18 protein-coding genes and 2 tRNA genes are annotated in these 21,668 nt (G+C 57.7%); 10 read left to right on the top strand and 10 right to left on the bottom strand.

The genetic code is table 11. The features are described from left to right. Positions 1 to 3: 3 nt before the first annotated feature. The 4 genes from NNL35_RS26155 to NNL35_RS26140 all read right to left on the bottom strand — a co-directional run bounded on the left by NNL35_RS26155 (position 4) and on the right by NNL35_RS26140 (position 6,300). The gene (locus NNL35_RS26155; protein WP_006675203.1) at positions 4 to 2,433 is read right to left on the bottom strand and encodes a sugar phosphate nucleotidyltransferase; all 2,430 of its coding nucleotides are present in this window, start codon (positions 2,431 to 2,433) and stop codon (positions 4 to 6) included. Then, positions 2,433 to 5,354 (bottom strand): 1,4-alpha-glucan branching protein domain-containing protein, encoded by a 2,922-nt coding sequence (locus tag NNL35_RS26150; protein WP_006675204.1) that lies wholly within the window; start codon positions 5,352 to 5,354, stop codon positions 2,433 to 2,435. The genes NNL35_RS26155 and NNL35_RS26150 overlap by 1 nt, the downstream gene beginning before the upstream one ends. Then, positions 5,351 to 5,830, bottom strand: coding sequence for a DUF4912 domain-containing protein (locus NNL35_RS26145; RefSeq protein WP_274380345.1), 480 nt, complete (start codon positions 5,828 to 5,830; stop codon positions 5,351 to 5,353). The genes NNL35_RS26150 and NNL35_RS26145 overlap by 4 nt, the downstream gene beginning before the upstream one ends. Positions 5,831 to 6,045: 215 nt before the next feature. Continuing rightward, positions 6,046 to 6,300 carry a KTSC domain-containing protein gene (locus NNL35_RS26140; protein WP_006675206.1) on the bottom strand — a complete coding sequence of 85 codons (255 nt, stop codon included), beginning with the start codon at positions 6,298 to 6,300 and terminating at the stop codon, positions 6,046 to 6,048. Positions 6,301 to 6,514: 214 nt separating this feature from the next. Here NNL35_RS26140 and NNL35_RS26135 point away from each other — a divergent pair, with 214 nt between their 5' ends. The 3 genes from NNL35_RS26135 (at position 6,515) to NNL35_RS26125 (ending at position 10,284) form a co-directional block, all read left to right on the top strand. Beyond that, positions 6,515 to 6,919, top strand: a complete 405-nt coding sequence (locus NNL35_RS26135) for a hypothetical protein (RefSeq protein WP_040729985.1) — start codon at positions 6,515 to 6,517, stop codon at positions 6,917 to 6,919. 545 nt (positions 6,920 to 7,464) lie between these two features. Beyond that, positions 7,465 to 8,637, top strand: coding sequence for an ATP-binding protein (locus tag NNL35_RS26130; RefSeq protein WP_377636337.1), 1,173 nt, complete (start codon positions 7,465 to 7,467; stop codon positions 8,635 to 8,637). A gap of 135 nt (positions 8,638 to 8,772) precedes the next feature. After that, entirely contained in the window at positions 8,773 to 10,284 is a 1,512-nt protein-coding gene (locus tag NNL35_RS26125) for a leucyl aminopeptidase (protein ID WP_006675209.1), read from the top strand. 827 nt (positions 10,285 to 11,111) lie between these two features. Here NNL35_RS26125 and NNL35_RS26120 read toward each other — a convergent pair. Further along, entirely contained in the window at positions 11,112 to 12,116 is a 1,005-nt protein-coding gene (locus NNL35_RS26120; protein WP_006675210.1) for a DMT family transporter, read from the bottom strand. A gap of 153 nt (positions 12,117 to 12,269) precedes the next feature. On the opposite strand from NNL35_RS26120, the gene NNL35_RS26115 reads away from it, so the two are divergent. Then, entirely contained in the window at positions 12,270 to 13,160 is an 891-nt protein-coding gene (locus NNL35_RS26115; protein ID WP_006675211.1) for a LysR family transcriptional regulator, read from the top strand. A 119-nt stretch (positions 13,161 to 13,279) separates the two neighbouring features. Here NNL35_RS26115 and NNL35_RS26110 read toward each other — a convergent pair whose 3' ends face one another. From NNL35_RS26110 to NNL35_RS26100, 3 genes are read right to left on the bottom strand one after another with little or no spacing between them, the layout of a single operon-like run. Continuing rightward, entirely contained in the window at positions 13,280 to 13,465 is a 186-nt protein-coding gene (locus NNL35_RS26110; protein WP_040729992.1) for a FeoB-associated Cys-rich membrane protein, read from the bottom strand. 6 nt (positions 13,466 to 13,471) lie between these two features. Continuing rightward, positions 13,472 to 15,571: a ferrous iron transport protein B gene (feoB, locus tag NNL35_RS26105; RefSeq protein WP_006675213.1), complete on the bottom strand. Its 2,100-nt coding sequence runs from the start codon at positions 15,569 to 15,571 to the stop codon at positions 13,472 to 13,474. Continuing rightward, positions 15,568 to 15,831, bottom strand: a complete 264-nt coding sequence (locus NNL35_RS26100) for a FeoA family protein (protein ID WP_006675214.1) — start codon at positions 15,829 to 15,831, stop codon at positions 15,568 to 15,570. Before NNL35_RS26100 ends, feoB begins: the two co-directional genes overlap by 4 nt. Positions 15,832 to 16,257: 426 nt before the next feature. Between NNL35_RS26100 and NNL35_RS26095 the strand changes: the two genes are divergently transcribed. Then, the gene (locus tag NNL35_RS26095) at positions 16,258 to 17,226 is read left to right on the top strand and encodes an aldolase catalytic domain-containing protein (RefSeq protein ID WP_006675215.1); all 969 of its coding nucleotides are present in this window, start codon (positions 16,258 to 16,260) and stop codon (positions 17,224 to 17,226) included. An 85-nt stretch (positions 17,227 to 17,311) separates the two neighbouring features. Here NNL35_RS26095 and NNL35_RS26090 read toward each other — a convergent pair whose 3' ends face one another. Together NNL35_RS26090 and NNL35_RS26085 are read right to left on the bottom strand one after the other, a co-directional pair. Then, positions 17,312 to 17,563: a hypothetical protein gene (locus NNL35_RS26090; RefSeq protein ID WP_006675216.1), complete on the bottom strand. Its 252-nt coding sequence runs from the start codon at positions 17,561 to 17,563 to the stop codon at positions 17,312 to 17,314. Between the two features lie 7 nt (positions 17,564 to 17,570). Further along, complete coding sequence (locus NNL35_RS26085; RefSeq protein WP_006675217.1) at positions 17,571 to 17,897, bottom strand: YbjQ family protein; 327 nt, start codon at positions 17,895 to 17,897, stop codon at positions 17,571 to 17,573. Between the two features lie 243 nt (positions 17,898 to 18,140). Here NNL35_RS26085 and NNL35_RS26080 point away from each other — a divergent pair, with 243 nt between their 5' ends. The 5 genes from NNL35_RS26080 to NNL35_RS26060 all read left to right on the top strand — a co-directional run bounded on the left by NNL35_RS26080 (position 18,141) and on the right by NNL35_RS26060 (position 21,203). Then, positions 18,141 to 19,142: a LacI family DNA-binding transcriptional regulator gene (locus NNL35_RS26080; RefSeq protein ID WP_006675218.1), complete on the top strand. Its 1,002-nt coding sequence runs from the start codon at positions 18,141 to 18,143 to the stop codon at positions 19,140 to 19,142. 175 nt (positions 19,143 to 19,317) lie between these two features. Next, positions 19,318 to 20,169: a sensor histidine kinase gene (locus NNL35_RS26075; RefSeq protein WP_006675219.1), complete on the top strand. Its 852-nt coding sequence runs from the start codon at positions 19,318 to 19,320 to the stop codon at positions 20,167 to 20,169. A 26-nt stretch (positions 20,170 to 20,195) separates the two neighbouring features. Further along, positions 20,196 to 20,855 carry a response regulator gene (locus NNL35_RS26070; protein WP_006675220.1) on the top strand — a complete coding sequence of 220 codons (660 nt, stop codon included), beginning with the start codon at positions 20,196 to 20,198 and terminating at the stop codon, positions 20,853 to 20,855. A 133-nt stretch (positions 20,856 to 20,988) separates the two neighbouring features. After that, positions 20,989 to 21,065, top strand: a tRNA-Pro gene (locus tag NNL35_RS26065). A 64-nt stretch (positions 21,066 to 21,129) separates the two neighbouring features. Next, positions 21,130 to 21,203: transfer RNA gene (locus tag NNL35_RS26060), tRNA-Gly, on the top strand. Positions 21,204 to 21,668: the final 465 nt, after the last annotated feature.

Raw genomic sequence — 21,668 nt, 5'->3', positions numbered from 1 at the left:
GTATCACTTCCTTATAAGAAGCTGCGTTTTCGCCAGCCGGTTGGCATACTGCCGGGCCAGGCGGCGCGCGGTATCCATGCTGTCCGCCTGGGCGACGATCTGGAAGCGGGGCTCGTCGGCGTCGGGCAGAATCAGGACCCATCCGTCCTCGGCCTGAAGCCGGATGCCGTCCAGCAATTCCACTTGATGCTTCCCTTTCCGCACCCATTCGGTCATCCCCCGCAGCAGCGGCCCGGTCTCCTCCCGGCGGCATAGAATCTCCTCCTTCGCCATGCACAGGGAAGGGAGCTGCTCCTGCAGCTGGCAGAGCGTTCTTCCTTCGGCGGCGCATTGGATGAGCAGGCCGGCGGCGTACAGCGGATGGGCCCCCGGATGAAGGGGCAGGCCGGAGGTGGCTTCCATCTGGGCGTGGAGATCCTCCTTCGTGCGCACGATTTGCAGCAGACTTCCTTCTGCCGCGGCTTCGACGGCAGCGGGCGCGCTCACTGGCATGCCCAAGGAAGCCCGGACGCCGCGCAGCGCCAGCGCCCGCACTATCAGCGGAAGCAGCGCTTCGGGCTCATGCAGGCCGCCTTCCGGCGTGATGACCTGCAGCCGGTCGTCCGCGTCCCAGGCGATGCCGAAGTCGGCGTCCAGGCGACGGACCTGCTCCAGCACTGCGGCAGGGCTGGACGTCTCCGCCCGGAGATGGATCCGGGACCCGCCGAGCATGGCCGCCCAGGCCTCGATCTCGGGCGCGTGGGCGGCAGGGGCGTGCAGGACGAAGGCGTAATTCGCCGCCGCGATCGACTCCAGATCGAGCTCGCGCTGCAGCGCCGCGATATAATCCGCCCGGGCGTGGGCATACGATTCGAGTCTGCCCAGCCGATCGACCGCGCCCCGCGCATAATCCTCCTGGAAGTAGGCCTGCTCTATTTTGCGAGCGGCGGGGCTGGAGAGGGGCCGCCCCTTGGCATCCATCCAGCAGAGGGCGCCCCGCTCCGGACCGGACCCTGCGGCCGGCGGGCACAGTCCGATATGCACCGCGCCGGCTGCGCCGAGCTTCCGGACCGCGTAGCGGGTGCAGGCCGCTGACACTTCGCCGATGTCGGTGACATGGATGCCGGCGGAGCGGAGACCGGCCGCGAACGCGGTCTGGAGCAGCGCATCGAAGTCATGCGGGCCGCGCGCCAGCACGACGGACGCTCCCGCCGGCAGTACCGAGCCGTAGGCTGCGGCCAGCTCTCCCGCGAAGGCGGGTGTCAGATCCGCGTTCGGCGTGCCGCAGATGCGGCTGCCGCGGAAGAGGGAGGCCGGCGCATCCTCGCTCCAGATGAGCGAGGCGTTGACGGTGCGCAGGCGGTCGACGCGCTTGCCCGGCCACAACTTGACCTCCGGCCGGATGACCGACTTGTCGCCGAGCGCGCAGCCGCTCCCGATGACCGCTCCTTCCTGGATGCGGACGTCCTGACCGACCTGCGTCCGATCCATCAGCAGCGCTTCCTGCAGCTCGGCGCGGCTGCCGATGCTGCAGCCGTTCCAGACGATGCTGCGCTCCAGGGCGCTGTGCGGGTAGACGACATTGCCCGAGCCGAGAATCGTATACGGGCCGATGGAGCAGGACGGGTGAAGGGTACAGCCCGCGCCGATGTAGGACGGGCCGATCAGCCGGATGCGGGACGGCAGCCGCACCCCCTGCTCGACGAACAGGCCCGGCATCGGTTCGGCCGCCTGAATGCGGACAGCGACTTTGCGATCGAGCATGTCGTATTGCGTCTGGCGGTATTGCTGGAGCGTCCCGATGTCGGACCAGTAGCCTTCCGCCGCATAGCCGTACAGCGGCAGCCCTTCCTCCAGCAGCTGCGGGAAGAGCTGGAGACTGAAGTCGTAGCTGGCGCCGTCCGGGATTCGCTCCAGCAGTTCCGGCTCCATAATATAAATGCCCGTATTGACCGTATCGCTGAATACCTCGCTCCAGCCCGGCTTCTCCAGGAAGCGGGTCACCCGCCCGCCGTCATCGGTCATGACGACGCCGTATTCGAGCGGAGAGGCGACGCGCGCCATCACCATCGTGGCGATCGCCTGCTTCTGCCGATGGAACTCGATCGCGTCGCGCAGATTGAAGTCGGTCAGCGCGTCTCCGCTGATGACCAGGAACGTCTCGTCGAGGAAGGAAGCGGCATGCTTGACGCTCCCGGCGGTCCCGAGCGGGCTCTCCTCCTCGAAGTAGCGGAGCTTCACGCCGAAGTCAGACCCGTCGCCGAAATAATTGCGAATGACCTCGGGGAGATACTGCACCGTCACGCCGATCTCGTAAATATCGCAGCGCCGCAGCAGATCCAGCGCATATTCCATGCACGGCCGGTTCAACAGCGGAACCATCGGTTTCGGGGTATGCAGCGTGAGCGGGCGCAGCCGGGTTCCTTTGCCGCCGGCCATAATTACGGCTTTCATCAGGGACTCACTCCTTCATATACTTCTCTCGTCGATGCGGCGATGGCGCGCCAGTCGTAATGCCGGCGCACGGTTCGGACGGCTTCCGCGGCCATGCGGGAGGCCCGTTCCGGGTGAAGCAGCAGATCGGTCACATGCCAGGCCAAGGATTCGACATGTCCGGGCAGCGCCTTGTAGCCGTCGACCCCGTGGCGGATGATCTCGGCGAGCCCGCCGGTATCGGAGACGACGACCGGGGTGCCGAAGCGCATCGCTTCCAGGGCGACGATGCCGAACGGTTCGTACAGGCTGGGGAATACGCAGACACGGGCTGCCCGTATGTATGCGTCGCGCGTCTCATCGTCCACGAAGCCGAGCAGCCGCACCTGCCCCGCGAGCCCGCGAGCCTCGATCCGGGCGGCCAGCTCCTGCTTCATCGGTCCTGTTCCCGCGATGAGGAGCTTCGCGCCGGGCACGGCTTGCCGAATCTGCGGCATCGCATCGATCAGGACATGGACCCCCTTCTCGTAGACGAGCCTTCCGACATAGAACAGCATCGGCCCGTAGGCTTCCGCTTCATGCGACGGAGGGGACGCCGTCCGCACCATCTTCCTGGCCGGCGCTTCAGGCGCTTCACCGTCTTCCTCTGCCATGGCGACTCCGTTCGGAATCATCGAGATGCGGCTGCGCGGCAGGGCGAAGATCCGCTCCACCTCGTCCTGCATTGCCGAGCTGCAGACGATGACATGATCGGATTCGGCGGCGAGCCGCTGCTCCATGCCGTGAATGCGGCGCTGCAGCCCGCTCTCAATCCGCCCGTGGTTGCGCCCGTATTCCGTCGCGTGGATCGTGCTGATGAGCGGCCAGCCATATGTCTCCTTCAGATCGTGAGCCGCCGGATAGACGAGCCAGTCATGGGCATGCATATAATCGAAGCGCAAGCCTTCCCGCACGAGCGCATCCGCGCCGTCGCTCAGGGCGGCGTTCATCTGGAAAACCCAATCCATGAAGGCGGGAGGGGTCAGCGGAGCCAGCATCGCCACGCGGTGCACATGGACGCCGTCCATCCGTTCGTACGCCGGAGACCCGGGGACATCGCGGGTCAGGACGTGGACCTCGCAATCCCCGCGCGCGAGATGCCGCGACAGGTCGTAGACGGCGCGCGACAGTCCGCCGACGACGAGCGGCGGGAATTCCCACGCGAGCATCAGCACCCGGGTTGCCGGAGCCGGTCCGGTCATCCGGATGAAGCGCTGCTCAAGGGCGTTCCCCCCTTCATCCCCGCCGAGCAGCGTCCGGTAATCAAGTGCGGGGAAGCAAGGATAGTCCGCTTCCCACTGCCGGAGCAGCTCCGCTTCTTCCTGTCCCGCCATGACGCCGTCCAGCAGAATCCGGCAGCGGCGCAGATGCTCCCGTGTCCGCGCTGCCGCATACTCCACCACGGTGCCGGCATCCATAATGAAAGCCCAGTCGCTGCTGGCGGCAAGCATCCATTCCTTCAGCGCCCGGTTCATCATGCCGTCCAGCACCGGACGCGGATCGGCCTGCTTGCGCAGCCGTTCCGCTGCCTGAACCAATCGGTCCTCCGCTTCATGCAGCAGCGGATAGATCCAGTCGTTGCGCTCCTGAAGCCAGACTTCGCCGTACCCTCCGCGGCCCCAGCTCCCGAACGGTAGCGAAGCCTCGGGCGACGGCGGCAGCTCCGCTTCCGCGAGCGCCTCTTCCAGCGTGACGAAGGCGAGGCCGCTCGTCTGTCTCGACTGCCGGTCATGCAGCTCCCGGAAGAGCGCTTCGAGCCAGAGCGGCCCTTCGTACCACCAATGTCCGAACAGCTCCGCATCGTAAGGGCAGACCGCGACGGGGAGACGCTCCATGACAGCCCGGGCCTCCCGGAGCTGCCGTTCCCGGCAGTCGAGGAAATGCCGCGCATGCTCCTGCGCCTTGGCGAGCGCCTGCTCCGGACAATATGGGGCCTTCGCCGCCTGCGCTCCGGTAATCCGGTAATATTTGAGCCCGGTATTGAGCCGGCTGCCGTCCTCCAGCAGATAAGGGCGGATATAGTTCCATTCCGCTTCGTCATGCCAGCCGAGGTCGAAGCCGATATCCCGGTAATATTCCCGGTAGTCGGCATCTCCGGGATAGCCTTCGCGGCTGCTCCACACTTGGCGGGACGACTCCGGATCCCCGGCGAATGCCGCGATGCCTCCCGTCGTCATGACAGGGGCGTATGGCAGGGAGGACGGAGCCGGGTGCGCCTTCGACCAGGTATCGTACGCGACGGCGACGTAGCGGATACCGCAGGCCTGCAGCTGCGGCGCCAGGGCGGGCGAATAGGCGCATTCGGGCAGCCACAGCCCCGCCGGCCGCCGGCCGAGATGGCGCTCCGCCTCCTGCAGCCCGGCCTCCAACTGGGCGTGAACCAGCTTCTCCTGCTTCACGTAAGGCAGGAAGGCGTGGGTCGCGGCGCTGGTGATGCACTCCAGATGGCCTCGCTCCATATAATGGCGGAAGCCATCGATAAGACGCCCTCCCCAATCTTGGTAGATCGCTTGGTACCGCCGCCAGCGCTCCAGATACATGGCAGCGGCTTGTCGCAGCGCGCCCTCCGCCGCCAGTCGATCGAGCTCGGAGGAAGCGAGGCGGATGGATTGAGCCAGATGCGCTTCGAACCGTTCGTGAAGCCGGCGGTCGTCCATCATGGCGAGCAGGGTAGGGGACAGCGATATCGTCAACCGGAACGGCACGCCGTCCCGCTCAAGCCGCCTGAACCGATCCAGCAGCGGAAGATACGTCTCCATCACGGCTTCGAAGTACCACCGCTCCTCCAGCGTGCCGCTGCGATCCGGATGGCGCACATAGGGCAGATGGGCATGGAGAAGAAGAGCGATCTGCCCCGTATGAGCGGGGAAGGTACGCTTGCATTGCGGAACAGTTGTGATCATGCGTGGACTCCTTCATGCTTGGAATATAGCGTATATACGGAAAATTGCTCGAATAGAGAGCCGGCCTCGGACTTGGGCGGCATGATTCCGGATGAAGCCGAATGGAGCCGGGCCGAATGGGCATAGGCATGTGCGGACATAGGGATGCATAGAATGGAAGAACGGACAAGCGGCACGAATTGGGAGTCGTCATCCAGAATGCCGAAATCCGCCGCATGGGCTCCTCCGGGCAGCACAGGACGAAGATATGCGGAAGCCGTTTCATTCCCTTGGACTCTGGAATCGCGGCAATCGTGATAAGGAAGCGGCATATCCCCGTTCCCGGACCGCAGCCGTTCAGGAATCGGCGCGGCGTACAGACGGATGTTCTTCGTCATCGCGCTCCAGGGACGGTCGTAATGCCGTTCCGCGGCAGCCCGCCTGCGCGGGGAGATATGCCAGTACGCGAACAGGGTGTCCGGGTTCTTCACCATCAGGTGAATGGCGGACGGGCGTTCGCGGAGTGAATGGATAAGCTCATTGCGGATAGAAATAAGATGGCCCTCCTTTCAGGTATATAGGGGTGTGCCAACGAACGAAATCGGACTACACCCTAATACTATCCGGCTGCAAACCATAATATTCCAAATTAAAAAAGCGATAAACCAGTGTTTCATTCCCGCGGCGAAAAGGTATACATACATGAAGGGCCCTAATTTGATCTGCTGCCCCTATCGACAGACACGGCTCTTTGATCACTTGATTCCGAGCGCGAGCGAACCGTCAACTGAACGACATCATCATAGCGATTCTCAGAATGGAGCAGCCGTTCATACCAATGCGGGGAGACGGAGCAATAGGCATCCGTCCGCCCGGTTGCGTAATGAATATAGAGCTGCCCGCTTGCTTCGTCATACTGGACATAGTCGATCTGCTTCGAACCAATGAACAGCATGTTAGGCTTCATCGACGAACCTCCCCTTGAAGATCGTTAATGTCACATCTATATGCCGTCAGAGCGCAGGATTAGACGTGACAGGCGTGAGGGATGGACGTGGGACGTTAGGAGGAACTTCGCTGTTGTTGAAGGAATTAACGGCTTCCGTATCGAATAAGCTAACTAGACGACGGAGAGACGGCCGTATGCAGAAGCCCTGTATTCATTGCCGAGGAGGGAGAACATGAGTTTCTGTTGTGGAGCAAGCATGATCGGAACGAAGGGCACGCTTCAGCATTACCGCACTCGCATACAAAATGTTCCCCTGTTGCTGTGTCCGGTGTGCCACCGTATCGAGGTGCATTTTCTCGTGGAAAATGAGTACGAAATTTTGGCGGAGTATGCTCAAAGCGATGGGGTGGAGGAGGTGAACTTCAAGGATTACGTCACCACGGACGACAGTCAGCTGTTCGAGAACTGCATTAATCATGAAAATGACGATCCGCTCGAGCTGGTCCGCAACCAAATCGACAATGCGCTCGATCTGCTGGCATTGGCCAAGCAGTGGAAGGATACGCAATGGGAATCGCAGCTGAAGCGGCGACTCGCTCTGATGAGCCGGCGCAAGGCGCAGCTCATGAAGCAGTAGAAGGATAGGAGCCAGCCTAATGGATGAGTTCGACATAGAGAAAGGCGACACGCGGTCGTACGGGACCGTCGCAGGAACAGCTGCGATGACGGGGCATCGATACATAGCCGGGTCGCCTTTTTTAGTATGGGGCTCTGGTTGTACATCCTTTATGTTACTTTTATGGGATACGAGTTTTTTTGTACATTTTCGACATTATCTAGGGTTGACGTTTTTGCCAAAAGTTTACTATGATGGAACTGTTGGAATTGGTCTTGCCGAACGGAACAGGTTGCCGTAAATGAGGTGAGTCCCGCATGAATTCGATAAGCGCACAGGAAGAGTGTAAACGGTCGGAATGGAAGCCTCGATATGTCAAAGGACTCAGGCGTTATATGCTGTACGGCGGAATAAGGGAGTTGAACCTTGCACGCGAGACTGCCCGTGCCGCTCCGCTGAATCCGGAGATTGTATGGAGCTTCCACGAGGAAGCTATGTTTACCGTGCTGTCCCATGTTGAGACGGATGAGGCCATGAAAATGATGCATCGTTCGTTTCTGTATTTCATGGAATGGATTACGGCTAATAAGGCAGAACAGGGAAGCAAGGAGGGGATCACATTGGTACTAGACCCGATTCGCGAACCTTGGTTTCGGTCCGCACAGGCATTGTACTCCACCCAGATGGCGCGCAATAAATATGAAAGTGTGCTTCAGCAAATGGATAGCGGCATTGTATTGTTCGATAGCAGCGGCGTTCTTTCGTTTATCAATGTGGAGGCCGCCAAGCTGCTCGATATTCCCCGCAAGGCGCTCATCGGCTGCAGTCTGAGGGAATTACTGTTCCATCCTCTGCTCAAACAGGACAAGCGTAAAAAAATATTGCGATTGTACAAAGATACCATCTTGACACGTAAGCGCTATCATGAATTCTCTGATCGGAATGACAGGCATTACTTAATTACCGTTACTTACGGGGATCAGATGGACGGAGATTTTTTATTCAGCATTAAGGATGTATCGGATTTCAAGCGGATTGAGCAGACGGCGTACCAGAACGACAAGCTGGCGATACTGGGCAAGATTGCGGCCGCCATCGCCCACGAGATACGGAACCCGCTCACGTCGATTCGAGGATTCATCCAGCTGCTGCGCCCGCATCTGATGCATCTGGGCAAGGAAGAGTATGCACGAATCATTCTCGCGGAGATTGACCGCGCGAATGACATCATTTTTGAATTTCTGAATTCATCCAAACCATCCGCCCCAATGACCTCAGAAGTTCCCATCTCCTCCCTGCTCCGCGAAGTCGTACTCCTTACCGAAAGCGAAGCGTTGATGAAAGGCTGCGAAATCGAGCTGGAAGAGGATCTTCACGGCGATATGTACTGCGTGTCGATTGACGTGAAGCAGATTAAGCAGGTCATTTTGAATATTATCCGCAATGCGATTGAAGCGATCGGCCACGTGCAGGAAGTGCGCCAGGGCCGGATTCGCATTACATCGGAGAAGGAAGGCAGGTATGTCGCCATCCGGATACGGGATAACGGAATCGGTATGGAGCAAAAGACGCTCGAGCATTTATTCGACCCCTTCTTCACGACGAAGGCGGAGGGCACCGGCTTGGGATTGTCGGTCAGTTACCGCATTATTAAAAATCATGGAGGGATCATTGACGTAGACAGCAAGGCGGAAGAATGGACGGAATTCGTCATCAAGCTTCCTTTGGTCACATCGTAATCACCCGAGTCAGATCTCTGCGGCAGCGGTACATTTTTTGACAGAAAAGTGGCCGTGGCCGTGCCCGAATCAACGAAGATATGATAGTATTGATACTATGGGTACTTCATTATAAGTAAAAGGGATGATACATACGTGAACTTATCGAATGTAGCTTGGCTGGACAAAGTAACCATTCAGACCGCAGCGAAGGCTGCAAGCGACATTGAAGCGGACGGCATCGTCGTCATTGGATCCCGCTCCGAGCTGGAGCAAGCTTCCGGGTTCCCGGGAGCGGAGGCTTGCAAGGCAGCGGTGAAGGCCGGGCTGTTCGAGGCAGGCTGCTGCAAGACGTATGTCGCGGCGACAGGCCAAGAGAAGGCTCCCGTCCTGATTGCGGTCGGCCGCAAGGACGAGGCGCTTGCGACGAAGCAGGTGCGCCTGATGCTCGCGGAAGCTGCGCGCGAAGCGGTCAAGCTGAAGCTGTCCCGCATCGCGGTTATCGTGCCGGACGAGCTGAAGAAGGCAGCCGGCGAAGAGGCAGCTGCGATGGCGCACGTCATGGTGGAAGGCTTCTTGCTCGGAGCATACCAGCGCGTGACTTACAAGAAAGACGCAAAGCCGATTCACTGCGTTGAAGCACTGACGTTGGCCGGAGAAGGCCTCGATGAGAAGGCATGGAACGAAGGCGCTCTTCGCGGACAAGCCTATGCCTACGGAACGTCCTTCGCGCGCGATCTGACGAATCTGCCCGGCAATGTGCTGTACCCAAGCCGCCTCGCGGAGACGGCGATGGAGCTGGCGAAGCAGTTCGGCTTCGAGGCGCATGTGCTGGACGAGAAGGAGATCGAGGCGAAGGGCATGGGCGCCCTGCTGGGCGTCGGCAAAGGTTCGTCCAACCCGCCGCGCATGATCGCCTTGAAATACCAGGGCAAGCCGGAATGGACGGATGTGTGCGGTCTCGTCGGCAAGGGCATTACCTTCGACACCGGCGGCATCTCGCTGAAGCGCGCCGCCAATATGGACGAGATGATCTGCGACATGGGCGGATCCGCGGCCGTATTGGGCGCGATGGCGGCTATCGGCCGTCTGAAGCCGCAGGTGAACGTGGTCTGCGTCGTCGCTTCGGCCGAAAATATGCCGGCAGGCAACGCGCTGAAGCCGGGGGATGTCCTCACTTCCTACAGCGGACGCACGATTGAAGTGTTGAATACGGATGCGGAAGGCCGCCTCGTGCTGGCGGACGGCATGACGTATGCGAAGGAGCTCGGTGCGAGCAAGATTATCGATGCAGCGACCTTGACGGGGGCCGTAGGCGTGGCGCTCGGCAGCATCTCGACGGGAGTCGTCACGAACGACGACGCCTTCTTTGCCCGCTTCCAGGAAGCGGCGGCGCGCACGAACGAATACGTCTGGCAGCTTCCGTCCCACCAGGAATATTGGGATATGCTGAAGAGCGACGTAGCTGACGTGCGCAATGCCATTCCAGGCGGCGCAGGCACGATTACGGGCGGATTGTTCGTCGGCACGTTCGCGGACGGCCTGCCTTGGATTCACCTCGATATTGCGGGCACCGCCTTCCTGAGCAGCGGCCGCGGGGTCGATCCGAAGGGCGCTACCGGGGTCATGGTCCGCACCATTACCGAATACGTTTTGTCGGAGGCGTAAGCCTGCCGTTCGACATGACAGGATAGAATAGCCGGGGCCGGCGTATAGTCGGCCTCGGCGATTTTTTGTGCCTGCGGATGAGGGGGATTGCAGAGTGAGTGCGGGGTGATGAGTTGGTTTCTTTGCGGAAGCGGTACGAGTGTTGGGCGACGAGTTGGTCTCTTTGCGGATGTGGTACGGGTGTGGGACGATGTGAATTGGTTTCTTTGCGGAAGCGGTACGGGTGCGGGAGTGTGGGATCATAAGGTGGATACGGGGGAATCGAGGTTGAGTGCAAGTAGATGCTAGATTTCTGTGTTATACTGCGCTGGTTGCTGGGAATCCTGCAAAAATGCAGCTTTTTCCCAGGTTTTTCGCTCATAATGAGGAAATTCCTGCAAAAATGCAGCTTTTTGGCCTCACTAGCCTCGGATCCAGGCTGAATGGGCAAAATTGATGCTGATTTGCAGGAATTCTTTTTTCGGTTAGAGTAGTGCGAGCAGATACTGTATTTTTGCAGCATTGAACGATTGTAGAAGCGCATTATGTGGTCTTTAACGAGTGGCGAATCGCATTATGCAGTATTGATGATGAGAGCCGAACGGCATTTTCATCTTTGAAGGCGAGCTGAGGTAAAGTGCCTGGTCGATAAGAGGCTGAAATACAGCACGATTACGGGAAGCTAAGTGCCCGAAAAAAGCCCGCTCAGTCCCGTGAGGCGGATATAAGAGAAGGGCAGCCACCGACCAGGGACGGCGTTGACCGGCTGCCTGCGCCAATAGAAAAGGGAGAGACGCCAAAGCGTCTCTCCCTTTTTCCAATAGGGGTTATATGTTGTGAAAAGTGTGTTATCCTGCTGGCGCATGCGATTGCTTCTTGGCGGGCCGGCGTGCTGACGAAGGACGCGAGGCCGCTGGTTTGCGCGCTTCCAGGGAGGCTTCCCGCCGCGTAATCAGATTGTTGGCGATCAGCGCGCCGACGATAAGGAGCGAGCCAATAATCTCGGCTGCGGAGACCGAATAGCCCTGAATGACCGAGATGACGAAGGTCGTCGCAGGAACGAAGTTAATGAACAGCATGCCGTTCACCGAATTGAGCTGTTGAATGCCCTGAATCCAGCTCAGCAGGGCCATCAGACCCGCCACGACGATCATGAACAGCAGCTCCGGAATGACCCGCATCACCTGGGAGGCTTCGGGTACCTCGATGAGGCCGAGAAACGTCAGGCCGAGTACAGCGGCCATGGTCGTTGCTCCCCCGTAGATGCAGGTCAGCGTAGAGAAGCGAAGCGCCGACCAGCCGGAGAATTGACCGCTGCCGACGGTGAAGACGACCCATCCGATGACGCCCGCGAATACCGACAGGAGGGGCAGCAGTTGCAGACCGCCGTTCGTGAAGGCGGTAAGATCGCCCTTCGTGACGACGAAGAGCACGCCGATGAAGGCGACGGCCACGCAGCCCAAGGTCCGGATATTCGGACGCTTGCGGGTCAGCGACCAGACGAGCAGCACGGCGAGCATCGGCATGAACGATTCCATGATGGACGCGAGCAGCACGCCGGATTTGCCCAATTGATGCTGGCCCCAGAAGACGCCAAAATTATATACCATAAAAGCGAGTGTACCTAATCCCCACAGCTTCATGCCGTGGCCTTCGGTTCGGAATGCCTTTTTGCCTTCCTTCCAGGCGAGCAGCAGAACCAGCAGCACGGCGACGGCGCTGTAGCGTATGCCGGAGAACCAGAACGGATCGATATGATGAAGCGCGCTCTCGGCCACAGGGAACATCGCTCCCCAAGCGATTGCGGAAAACAAACAAAATAAAGCGCCTTTCCAAAAACGGGACTTGCTCATGATGTCACTCACTCCTGTATGCACTATCCTAATTAAAGCAGCTAACCTACATCATAGTGCTGCTTAGCTATCTTGTAAAACAATTGAAAGTGATTTAAGATATCACTGATAATGATAGCTAAATCAGCACGGGATCGGAGGGGCAAGCTAGCGATGGAAGTAAGCGATATACACATTTTTTTGGCCGTCGTTGAGCATGGCAGCGTCAGCCGGGCGGCGGAGGAGATGGGATACGTCCAGTCCAATGTGACCGCCCGCATTCGCCTGATGGAGCAGGAGATCGGATACCCGCTGTTCCATCGCCACCGCCGGGGCATGACCTTGAATGCGGAGGGGCGGAAGCTGCTCCATTATGCGGAGCGCATGGCCTTGCTGATGGCGGAGATGAAGAAGGCGTTCCAGGATCCCGATGATCCGGCCGGCTCTCTGCTTATCGGCTCGATCGAGACGGTCGTCGGGCTGCCGGATATTCTCAGCCTGTTCTACCGCAACCATCCGAAGGTCGACATCTCTCTCGTGACGGGAGTGACCGAGAAGCTGACCGAAGAGGTGCTTGATTATAACTTGGACGGCGCGTTCGTCTCCGGGCCGGTGAGCGCAGCCAATATCGAGACGATTCCGGTCTTCGAGGAGGAACTGGTGCTCGTCTGCGGACCGGACGCATGGGAGGCCAAGCCCGGCAAGCCGCTTCCGTTCCGGGAGCTGCTGCATCTGCCGCTGCTCGTGTTCCGGCGCGGCTGCGGATACCGGGCGCAGCTGGAACGATGGCTGCAGCAGGAAGGCATTCAGCCGACGAAGGTAATGGAGTTCGGCACGCTGGAGACGATTATCGGCACGGTCGCGGCCGGACTCGGCATTACCGTCGTGCCGCGGGCCGCCGTGAAGAAGCAGGAGACGGAGGGCTCGCTCCGCGTGTTTCCGATTCCGGCCCCTTTCAACAAGGTGTCTGTCGTCTACATCCGCCGGGGAGACTCTTATCTGGGCAGCGTGGAGCGAAGATTCATCGAAGCGATCGGAGCGATTCGAAGCCGGCGAAGCGCGTGAAGCGAACGTGAACAAGCTAAGCAGCGAATAGGGGACGGAGTCCGGGCAGTACGTCAAGAGCGAAGCTGCTTGAAATCGAAGAAGGAGCGGTCCGTAGCGGGCGCGCTCCTTCTTCGATTCTATTCGGTTAGCTTCTGCTCCGGCTTCGGCGCGGAAGCGCAGCTTCCGGATGGGCAGGAGCGATTCAGGGCGCATGAGGCGCAAGCGCCCTGCTTGCTTTTGCGGATATGCCGGATCAGCGTCCAGCCGGCGTAGCCGAAGATAGCGGATACGAGGGCAATCTCGAACCAGGGCATCACCATCATCCTTTCTTACATATAGCCAAGCCAGTGTCCTATTGCCGTGACAACCAGCGCCGCGGCATAGGCGAGGACGAGCGAATATCCGATAGAGAACCACGTCCACCGCCACGAAGCCGTCTCCTTGCGCAGGATGCCGACCGTCGCGAGACAGGGGACGTACAGCAGCAGGAACACGCAGAACGTATAAGCGGACAACGGCGTGAAGGCTTGGGCAATCTGTGCCTGCAGCATCGCCGCATCCGGCGCATGATAGATGATGTTCATCGTGGACACAACGATTTCCTTGGCCAGGAACCCGGTCAAGAGCGCGGCCCCGGCTTGCCATGTCCCGAAGCCAAGCGGTGCGAGCAGCGGGGCGAGGAAGCCGCCGATCAGCGCCAGATAGCTGTCGTCCATCTCTACGCCGAGCCCGCCGGGACCGGCGTAGGTGAGGAACCAGATCAGGACCGAGCCGCCGAGAATGAACGTGCCCGCTTTGCGGACGAAGCCCTTGCCCTTCTCCCATGTGCTCCGGAACAGCGTCTGCCATTGCGGCATGCGGTAAGGCGGCAGCTCGACGACGAAGATGCTGTGCTCTTCCTTCATGAAGCGCTTCGTGAACAGCTTGGCCAGCAGCAGTGACAGCACGATGCTGAGCAGGTACAGGCTGAGCACGACGATCGCCTGATGCGCCTGGAAGAACACGCCGGCGAACAGCGCATATACCGACAGCCGGGCAGAGCAGGACATGAGCGGGACGAGCAGCGTCGTGACCAGACGCTCCCGCGGCTGTTCGATGGTGCGGGCCGCCATAATGCCCGGCACGTTGCAGCCGAAGCCGATGACGAATGGGATGAACGCCTTGCCGTTCAGGCCGACCGCTTCCATCAGCCGGTCCATGACGACGGTGACCCGGGCCATATAACCGGAATCTTCAATGAACGAGATGAAGAGGAACAGCAAAAATATTTGCGGCACGAACACCAGCACGCCTCCGACCCCGGCGATAATGCCTTCCTCCAGCAGCGCATGCGTGAAGGAGGAGGCTCCCGCCGCGTCCAGCAGCGCCGCTACTCCTTCGGTCAGCGGTCCGGAGAAGAACGCGTCCAGCGCATCCGATAACGGTGTGCCGATCCAGTCGAAGGTGACTTTGAAGGTCAGAAACATAATAAGGATAAATATCGGAATGCCAAGCCATCGATTCGTGACGATGTTATCTAGTCGCTCTGTCATCGTGCGCGCCTGCCGCTGTTCCGCATGGACGGACGAAGCGATGATCTGACGGATGAATTCCATCCGGATGCTGCGCAGCCGCTGCGGAAGATGAAGCGCGGCTCCGCTGTCCCGCAAGCGCAGCTTGGCCTCTTCGATAATGCGCCCGATCTGGCGGACTTGGTCGGCGCCTATCCGCTCCTGGACGGATTGGCGGACTGTCTCGTTCTGCTCGATATATTGCAGCGCCGTCCATCGGAGCGGAACGGCGTCATCGCCGGGAAGAAGCGCGGCGATGCGTTCGATTGCCTGCTCCGCCTCATCGCCGTAATTCAGCACGAGCGGGCTGCGGCGTACGGCCGGTTCAGTTGGTGATGCTGCGCTGCCGCCAGAGGCGGACCCGCGAGCAGCGGCCTGCGGGGACGCGTCCTCGGCCGCCTGCGGCTGCAGGCGCTCCAAAATGCTGGCGATGCCTTGCTTCTTGCGGGCATTCACCGGAATGACCGGGACGCCGAGCGCGGCGGACAGCTTCGCCGGATCGATATGAATGCCTCTTCCAGCCGCCACATCCGTCATATTGAGGGCGACATATACAGGCACGCCATACTCCAGCAGCTGTACAGTCAGCATGAGGTTCCGCTCCAATTGGGAGGCGTCCACGACATTGACAATGGCGTTCGGACGCTCGTCCAGCAGATACTGCACGGCGACGCTCTCATCTCTTGACATCGGATGAAGCGAGTAGATGCCCGGCAGATCAATCAGGGCGCCTGCCTGACGATGCAGCCGCCCTACTTTTTTTTCTACGGTTACGCCTGTCCAGTTGCCGACGTATTCGTAAGAGCGAGTGAGGGCGTTGAACAAGGAAGTCTTCCCGGTGTTCGGATTGCCGACCAGCGCGGTTGTCTGTACGCTCATACCGCATTCACCCCGATACGCCGGGCTTCGCTGCGGCGAATGCCGATCAGCTGGCCGTTCGCTTCGAGCGTGAGCGGTCCGCCGAGCAGGCCGGCATGCATCACCTGCACACGCGTGCCCTCTTCGACTCCGAGCTCCATCAAGCGCCGGCAGACGGCAGGATTGGCTTCGGACAGATCACAAATACAGCCTGTCTGGCCAGGCTTGAGTTCGCATAATGGGGTGGTTGATAGAGCAGAACGGGGAACATGACGGCCCATCGTGTTCATCCTTCTTTCTGTTGCGGAATCATAGTCTCAGGTAACAAATGGTAATGAGAATCTTTATCAATTGGTGATCGGATTTTATCACAGCAATGTTCGGGGCTTCCGTGATATTTGTCATGGCCAAATTTAAGCAACTCCGTCTCGAATTTTGCACTCACTATCGAAAAGCACAGATTTCCGAAGTATGTTTCCTCCGGAAACAATCTAGCTGCTCATGCAGTCTGGCCGCCACTGCGCTCCCTCTTCGAGTTCAAGCCATTTTCCGGGTGCTGAAAACCGGACTTTTTGAACACGCGCTTAACTATGGATTTATTGTAAAAAGTAGAATCGATATGGAGAAAGAAGCTGGATTTCCTTTACTTTCGGAGGCGTTCTCTATTAGAATAGAGAGAAAATTATTTTTGAGAAGGAGATAGCGGGATGAAAACGAATCATTGTAAAATTATCGACTGCACCATTCGCGACGGCGGTCTCGTCAATAACTGGGATTTCAGCGTCGAGTTCGTGCAAAGCTTGTATGCCTCATTGAACGAAGCGGGCGTCGATTATATGGAAATTGGCTACAAAAATTCGCCGAAATTGCTTAAAGGCGCTGATGAAGCAGGCCCATGGCGTTTTTTGGATGACGATTTCCTGCGTAAAGTCATTCCGCAAAAAGGAACAACCAAGCTGTCGGCGCTCGTTGATATCGGACGGGTCGACGAAAATGATATTTTGCCTCGTTCCGAGAGCATGCTCGATCTGATCCGTGTCGCTTGCTACAGCAAAGACGTTGACAAAGCGCTCGATCTGATTCAGCTTTTCCACGATCGGGGTTATGAGACAACGATTAATATTATGGCGCTCTCCAACGTAATGGAGAACGATCTGATTGAAGCCTTCGCCATGATTAAGGACAGCCCGGTTGACATCGTCTATATTGTCGATTCCTACGGCAGCCTCGATCATAACGATATACATTACTTGGTGCACAAGTTCAAGGAGCATCTGCCGAACAAGCGCCTGGGCGTGCACACGCACAACAATATGCAGCTTGCCTTTTCCAATACGCTCGTCGCTGCCGAACTGGGCGTCGAGATTCTGGATGCCTCCGTCTACGGCATGGGACGGGGCGCAGGGAACTGCCCGACCGAGCTGCTGCTGACGCATCTGAAGAACAGCAGATACCACATGCGTCCGGTGCTCGGCTTTATCCAAAATCATATGCTGAAGACACGCGAAAAATGGGAGTGGGGTTACCTGATTCCATATCTCGTCACCGGAACGCTTGATGAGCATCCGCGTTCGGCTATGGCGCTGCTTGCATCGGACGAGCGTGATCAATATGTCGAGTTCTACGACCGAATGACGACGCCGGAAGTCAGCTTTTCCCAGAAGAAGCCGGAATAATTCAATAGCGTAAGACGGCCCGCTCCCACGACAGGGGATGCGGGCTGTTTTCTTTTGATGCCGGAGAATGCTGCGCGAGCCATCATCAATCCATGCGGATATATTGTCTCTGACCCGTTTTGGCATTGTAGTATACCTGATATTTATGACCGTCGCGAGGATCGATAAAAATTTCCTTGGTTGGGGCATAGTCGGCGTTGATGCCGATCGCGTCGCGAGGATTGTCGACTTGCTTGTAGCGCTTGTCATAATAGGTTTTGCCGATGATGATAAGGATGATGAGGGCAAGCAAAGGAAGCCCGTATACGACTAACGCTGTACCTATCACGATCCACATAGGCATGCTACCTCTGCACAGGTCTCAGCTTGACGACCGTTCCGTAAGCCACGATCTCGCTCATGTTCTGCGCGACGTCGCCGCTATCGAAGCGCATCATCGTAATGGCATCGCCGCCCATCGCGTGCGCGTTCTCGATCATCCGATCCATCGCCTGGCGCCGGGCATCCTCGATCATCTGCGTGTACTGCTTAACTTCGCCGCCGACCAGCCCTTTCAAGGAAGCCATAATGTCTCCGCCGATGCCGCGTGCGCGCACAACGACGCCAAAAGCGGTGCCGATCACTTCGATTACTTCATAGTTCGGGATATTTTCGGTTGTTGCTACGATCATTTCTTACCATCTCCTTCGTGGGCGAATGTATGCATCCACCCTATATATACCTAATACGCCGCAACTTGACTTGCGTTTCAAGGCGACGATTGGCACAAGTCCGACTCTAATTCATAGTATACTCAAAATGAATCGCGGATTGCTGCAGATTTTATTGGAATGAAGCGCTAAATTGGTTATTATGGATACTAGATGACAACAATGTGGCTTGCAGGATGACGATGACAATGAGGAGAGAAGGATATGAAAGTCAGTATTTTTGATGTTGCCAAAAAAGCTGGCTTGTCTGTCGTAACGGTATCCCGTGTCTTGAACAATGCCCAAACTGTTCGAGAAAAGAATCGCCAAAAGGTTCTGCAGGCGATGAAAGAACTGGACTATCACCCGAACGCGGCGGCACGAAGCTTGGCGAAAGGCAAAACCGGAGTCATCGGCATGATTGTCACGACGCTGCAGGATTCGTTCCTGGACAGCATCGTGCAAACGGTGTCTTCCCTGTTGAAGGATCACGGATATTATCTTGCTTTGTCAGTCGCGAATTATCCCCAGGAGGAAGGCGTAGGGAGGGATTTTATCGAGGAGGATCGGGTGGACGGACTGCTTCTGCTGTCGCCGATTCATGAATTGAGCTACTTGACGGAGCTGCGGAACCGGAATATTCCGTTCGTGCTCATCGATCACCAGACCGTCCAGCCGGATGTTCACGGCGTTACCGTCGACAATTATACTGGAGGCTATGAAGCGACCCGCCATCTCGTTGAACTGGGACATCGCTCCATCGCTCATATCCAGGGGCCGGGCTTCTTCCTCAGCTCGATCGAGCGGGAGCGCGGATTCAGGCAGGCGCTGGCGGAAGCGGGCTTGGAGCCGTACGCGGTGGCGCCGGGCGAGTTCTCGATTGAATCCGGTTACCAGGCGGTCCGCAAATGGCTCGAACAAGATCAGCTGCCGACGGCCCTGTTCGCTGCGGACGATTTCACGGCACTGGGCGCTATCAACGCGTTGACCGAAGCGGGCCTTCGGGTGCCGGAGCATATGTCGATCGTGGGCTACGACGATCAGGTGCTTGCCTCGGAACTGCGGCCGCGCTTGACGACGATGCGGCAGCCGGCCGAGCAGATCGGGAAGGCGGCGGTGGACATGCTCGTCAAGCAGATGAACGGCGTCTCGCTGACGAACCGGACTGTCCGTCTCAATTCGGAGATTATCGTCCGGGAATCAACGGCAGCACCGCAAGCGCAATGAGAACAGTCAAGGCCATCGTCTCATCGTCTGCAGGAAGGCGGCATGAGCTCCCGTGCGGGATCTCATGCTTTTTTGCTGGGATCGGAACAGGGTGAAGAACGGAAGAACGGAACGGGATGATTAACGGTCCGGCTGCAAATGTAAGAGCGGCAGGATGAGCGGGGAGGATGCGCCGATGAGCGACAAGATGATTAAGCGGTTGATCTTATGGATTCCGACGTTGACGATCGGGCTGTGGGAATATGTCAGACATTCCTTTTTGCTTCCTTATTTGTCGATGGACATGGGCAATATATTGGCTCCGATCATCGTGTTCATCGTCTCGGCGACGCTGCTGACGCGCCTGTTCAAGAAGCTGGACGATACGCAGGCGACGCTCCGGCGGGAGCAGCGGATGACGGCGGCGCTGGAGGAGCGGGAGAGGCTGGCGCAGGAGCTGCATGACGGCATTTCGCAATCGTTGTTCATGCTGTCCGTCAAAATCGATCGCCTCGAGTCATGCCCTTCGGAGGAGAAGCAGGGCCAACTGGATAAGCTCCGTCAGACGGTGCGGCATGTGTATGACGATGTGCGGCAAGCGATTGCGAACCTTCGGACCGCGCCGCAGGAGAAGGATTTTACCTGGTCCCATCCGTTCATGCAAATGATCGAGGATATTCATAAGGATACGGAGTGGAAGATGGATGTCGCATGGGCCATTCCGGAAGAATCGTTGACGATCAAGGAGAAGATCGCCCTGTTCTCCTGTGTGCGGGAAGCATTGACCAATGTGAGGAAGCATGCGGACGCGAAGCATGTGCGGGTCATTGGGCGGCTGAACGGGGAAGGCTTCGAATGCGAGGTGCGCGATGACGGAGCGGGGTTCGCGGGCGATCCGTGCGCCGCTGCCGGGAAGTACGGCTTGAAAATGCTTCGGGATCGGGCAAGGACGCTGGGCTGGCAATTCGAGATGATGCGGGAGGACGGACAGACGATTATGCGAGTCTCGAAGCGGGGAGCGGCCGAGCGGCTGGCCGAGGCACGATAGTCAGAAAACGAGAGGAGAGGGGTACGATGAGTATGGCTGGACAACCGGTGTTCCGCGTGTTGATCGCTGACGATCATGCGCATGCGCGGGAAGGAATGCGGGATATTTTGGCGATCGATCCTTCCTTCGCCATCGTGGGCGAAGCGGTGAATGGCGAAGAAGCGATCGCGATGACCGAGACGGTCATGCCGGATATGATTCTGATGGACATCTCGATGCCGGTGATGGACGGGCTGGAAGCGACCAAGCATATTAAAGAGCGGTTCCCTTATGTCAAAATTGTCATGGTGACCGTATCCGACGATATTACTCATTTGTTCGAGGCCTTGAAAAAAGGAGCCCAGGGCTATCTGCTGAAAAACTTGCAGCCATCGGCATGGCATGAATATTTGCGTGCGATCGCCATCGACGAGGCGCCGATGTCGAAGGAGCTGGCTTTCCGCATTTTGCAGGAATTCTCCACCAAGAACAGCAAGGCCCCGGCGCATTCGCCGTTGACGATGCGGGAGCGCGAAATATTGGAGCGGGTGGCCAGGGGCGAGTCGAACAAGGAGATTGCCGCCCAATTTTCGTTATCCGAGCATACCGTCAAAAATCACCTGAAAAATATTTTGCAGAAGCTTCATCTGGAAAATCGCGTACAGCTGACGCGGTACGCATTGGAGAACGGCCTCGTCGACTCGTGAAGGAGCGATGGAGGCCGTTTTTTCTCGTGGGCGTGACCGTATGGCTGATTTTACCGGTTTGTTTTTTCGTAAATTGGCTTGCATGATACTCAACGATATGATATATTAATTCTTGTCAAAAGTTACTTTGTTTCGGGACGTAGCTCAGCTTGGTAGAGCACCTGGTTTGGGACCAGGGGGTCGCATGTTCAAATCGTGTCGTCCCGACCATCTGTTGTTGATTGGACACACTCGGTCAGTTTTTGTGGGATCTGGGTGTGTTTTTTGGCCTCTCGCGGGTGTAGTTCAATGGTAGAACGCTGGCTTCCCAAGCCAGCAGCGTGGGTTCGATTCCCATCACCCGCTCCAATTTTTTCTTCATAACCTTTTACTACTTTTGCCTTGGTCGCTCTGACCGGGGCCTTTTTTGGTTTTCAGGAAAACGTTACATAGGATGTATCTTATTGTGCTGAATTTAACCATTGGGGTGAAATTGGGGTGAACCCGTTGTACCGGTTCTTTTTTACTTGGGTCGAACGAGTCGAAACTTTTTATTACATGTTGACTCATTTTTTTAGTTACGTGAATATACGTATCTGCGGTCATTGATAATTACTATGTCTTAATCTTTCCTGTACCAGCTTCAACATGAGCGAAAGCTATGCCTAAGGATCGGACTACAACTTGGCAAGAACGAGTCGATATTGTCTCGAACGATTACAAGCAAAACTAAACGGCCTCAGTCCGATGGAATTCAGAACCTAGGCCGCTTAATTAATTTTTATTTTTGTACTGTATCAAAGAAACCCACGGCTCTTTTTCATTAGCTTCCGG

The organism is Paenibacillus dendritiformis, from assembly GCF_945605565.1.
Lineage (GTDB): Bacteria > Bacillota > Bacilli > Paenibacillales > Paenibacillaceae > Paenibacillus_B > Paenibacillus_B dendritiformis_A.
The sequence above is the reverse complement of the archived record's forward strand: the minus strand, read 5'-3'. Positions and strand labels throughout refer to the sequence as shown.

Coding starts and splice junctions, on each gene's coding strand:
- NNL35_RS26135 (WP_040729985.1), top strand. CDS start 6,515: ATGAGTTTCTGTTGTGGAGCAAGCATGATCGGAACGAAGGGCACGCTT.
- NNL35_RS26075 (WP_006675219.1), top strand. CDS start 19,318: ATGAGCGACAAGATGATTAAGCGGTTGATCTTATGGATTCCGACGTTG.
- NNL35_RS26085 (WP_006675217.1), bottom strand. CDS start 17,897: ATGATCGTAGCAACAACCGAAAATATCCCGAACTATGAAGTAATCGAA.
- NNL35_RS26070 (WP_006675220.1), top strand. CDS start 20,196: ATGAGTATGGCTGGACAACCGGTGTTCCGCGTGTTGATCGCTGACGAT.
- feoB (WP_006675213.1), bottom strand. CDS start 15,571: ATGAGCGTACAGACAACCGCGCTGGTCGGCAATCCGAACACCGGGAAG.
- NNL35_RS26110 (WP_040729992.1), bottom strand. CDS start 13,465: ATGATGGTGATGCCCTGGTTCGAGATTGCCCTCGTATCCGCTATCTTC.
- NNL35_RS26100 (WP_006675214.1), bottom strand. CDS start 15,831: ATGGGCCGTCATGTTCCCCGTTCTGCTCTATCAACCACCCCATTATGC.
- NNL35_RS26115 (WP_006675211.1), top strand. CDS start 12,270: ATGGAAGTAAGCGATATACACATTTTTTTGGCCGTCGTTGAGCATGGC.
- NNL35_RS26120 (WP_006675210.1), bottom strand. CDS start 12,116: ATGAGCAAGTCCCGTTTTTGGAAAGGCGCTTTATTTTGTTTGTTTTCC.
- NNL35_RS26095 (WP_006675215.1), top strand. CDS start 16,258: ATGAAAACGAATCATTGTAAAATTATCGACTGCACCATTCGCGACGGC.
- NNL35_RS26080 (WP_006675218.1), top strand. CDS start 18,141: ATGAAAGTCAGTATTTTTGATGTTGCCAAAAAAGCTGGCTTGTCTGTC.
- NNL35_RS26155 (WP_006675203.1), bottom strand. CDS start 2,433: ATGAAAGCCGTAATTATGGCCGGCGGCAAAGGAACCCGGCTGCGCCCG.
- NNL35_RS26140 (WP_006675206.1), bottom strand. CDS start 6,300: ATGAAGCCTAACATGCTGTTCATTGGTTCGAAGCAGATCGACTATGTC.
- NNL35_RS26150 (WP_006675204.1), bottom strand. CDS start 5,354: ATGATCACAACTGTTCCGCAATGCAAGCGTACCTTCCCCGCTCATACG.
- NNL35_RS26130 (WP_377636337.1), top strand. CDS start 7,465: ATGGAATGGATTACGGCTAATAAGGCAGAACAGGGAAGCAAGGAGGGG.
- NNL35_RS26090 (WP_006675216.1), bottom strand. CDS start 17,563: ATGTGGATCGTGATAGGTACAGCGTTAGTCGTATACGGGCTTCCTTTG.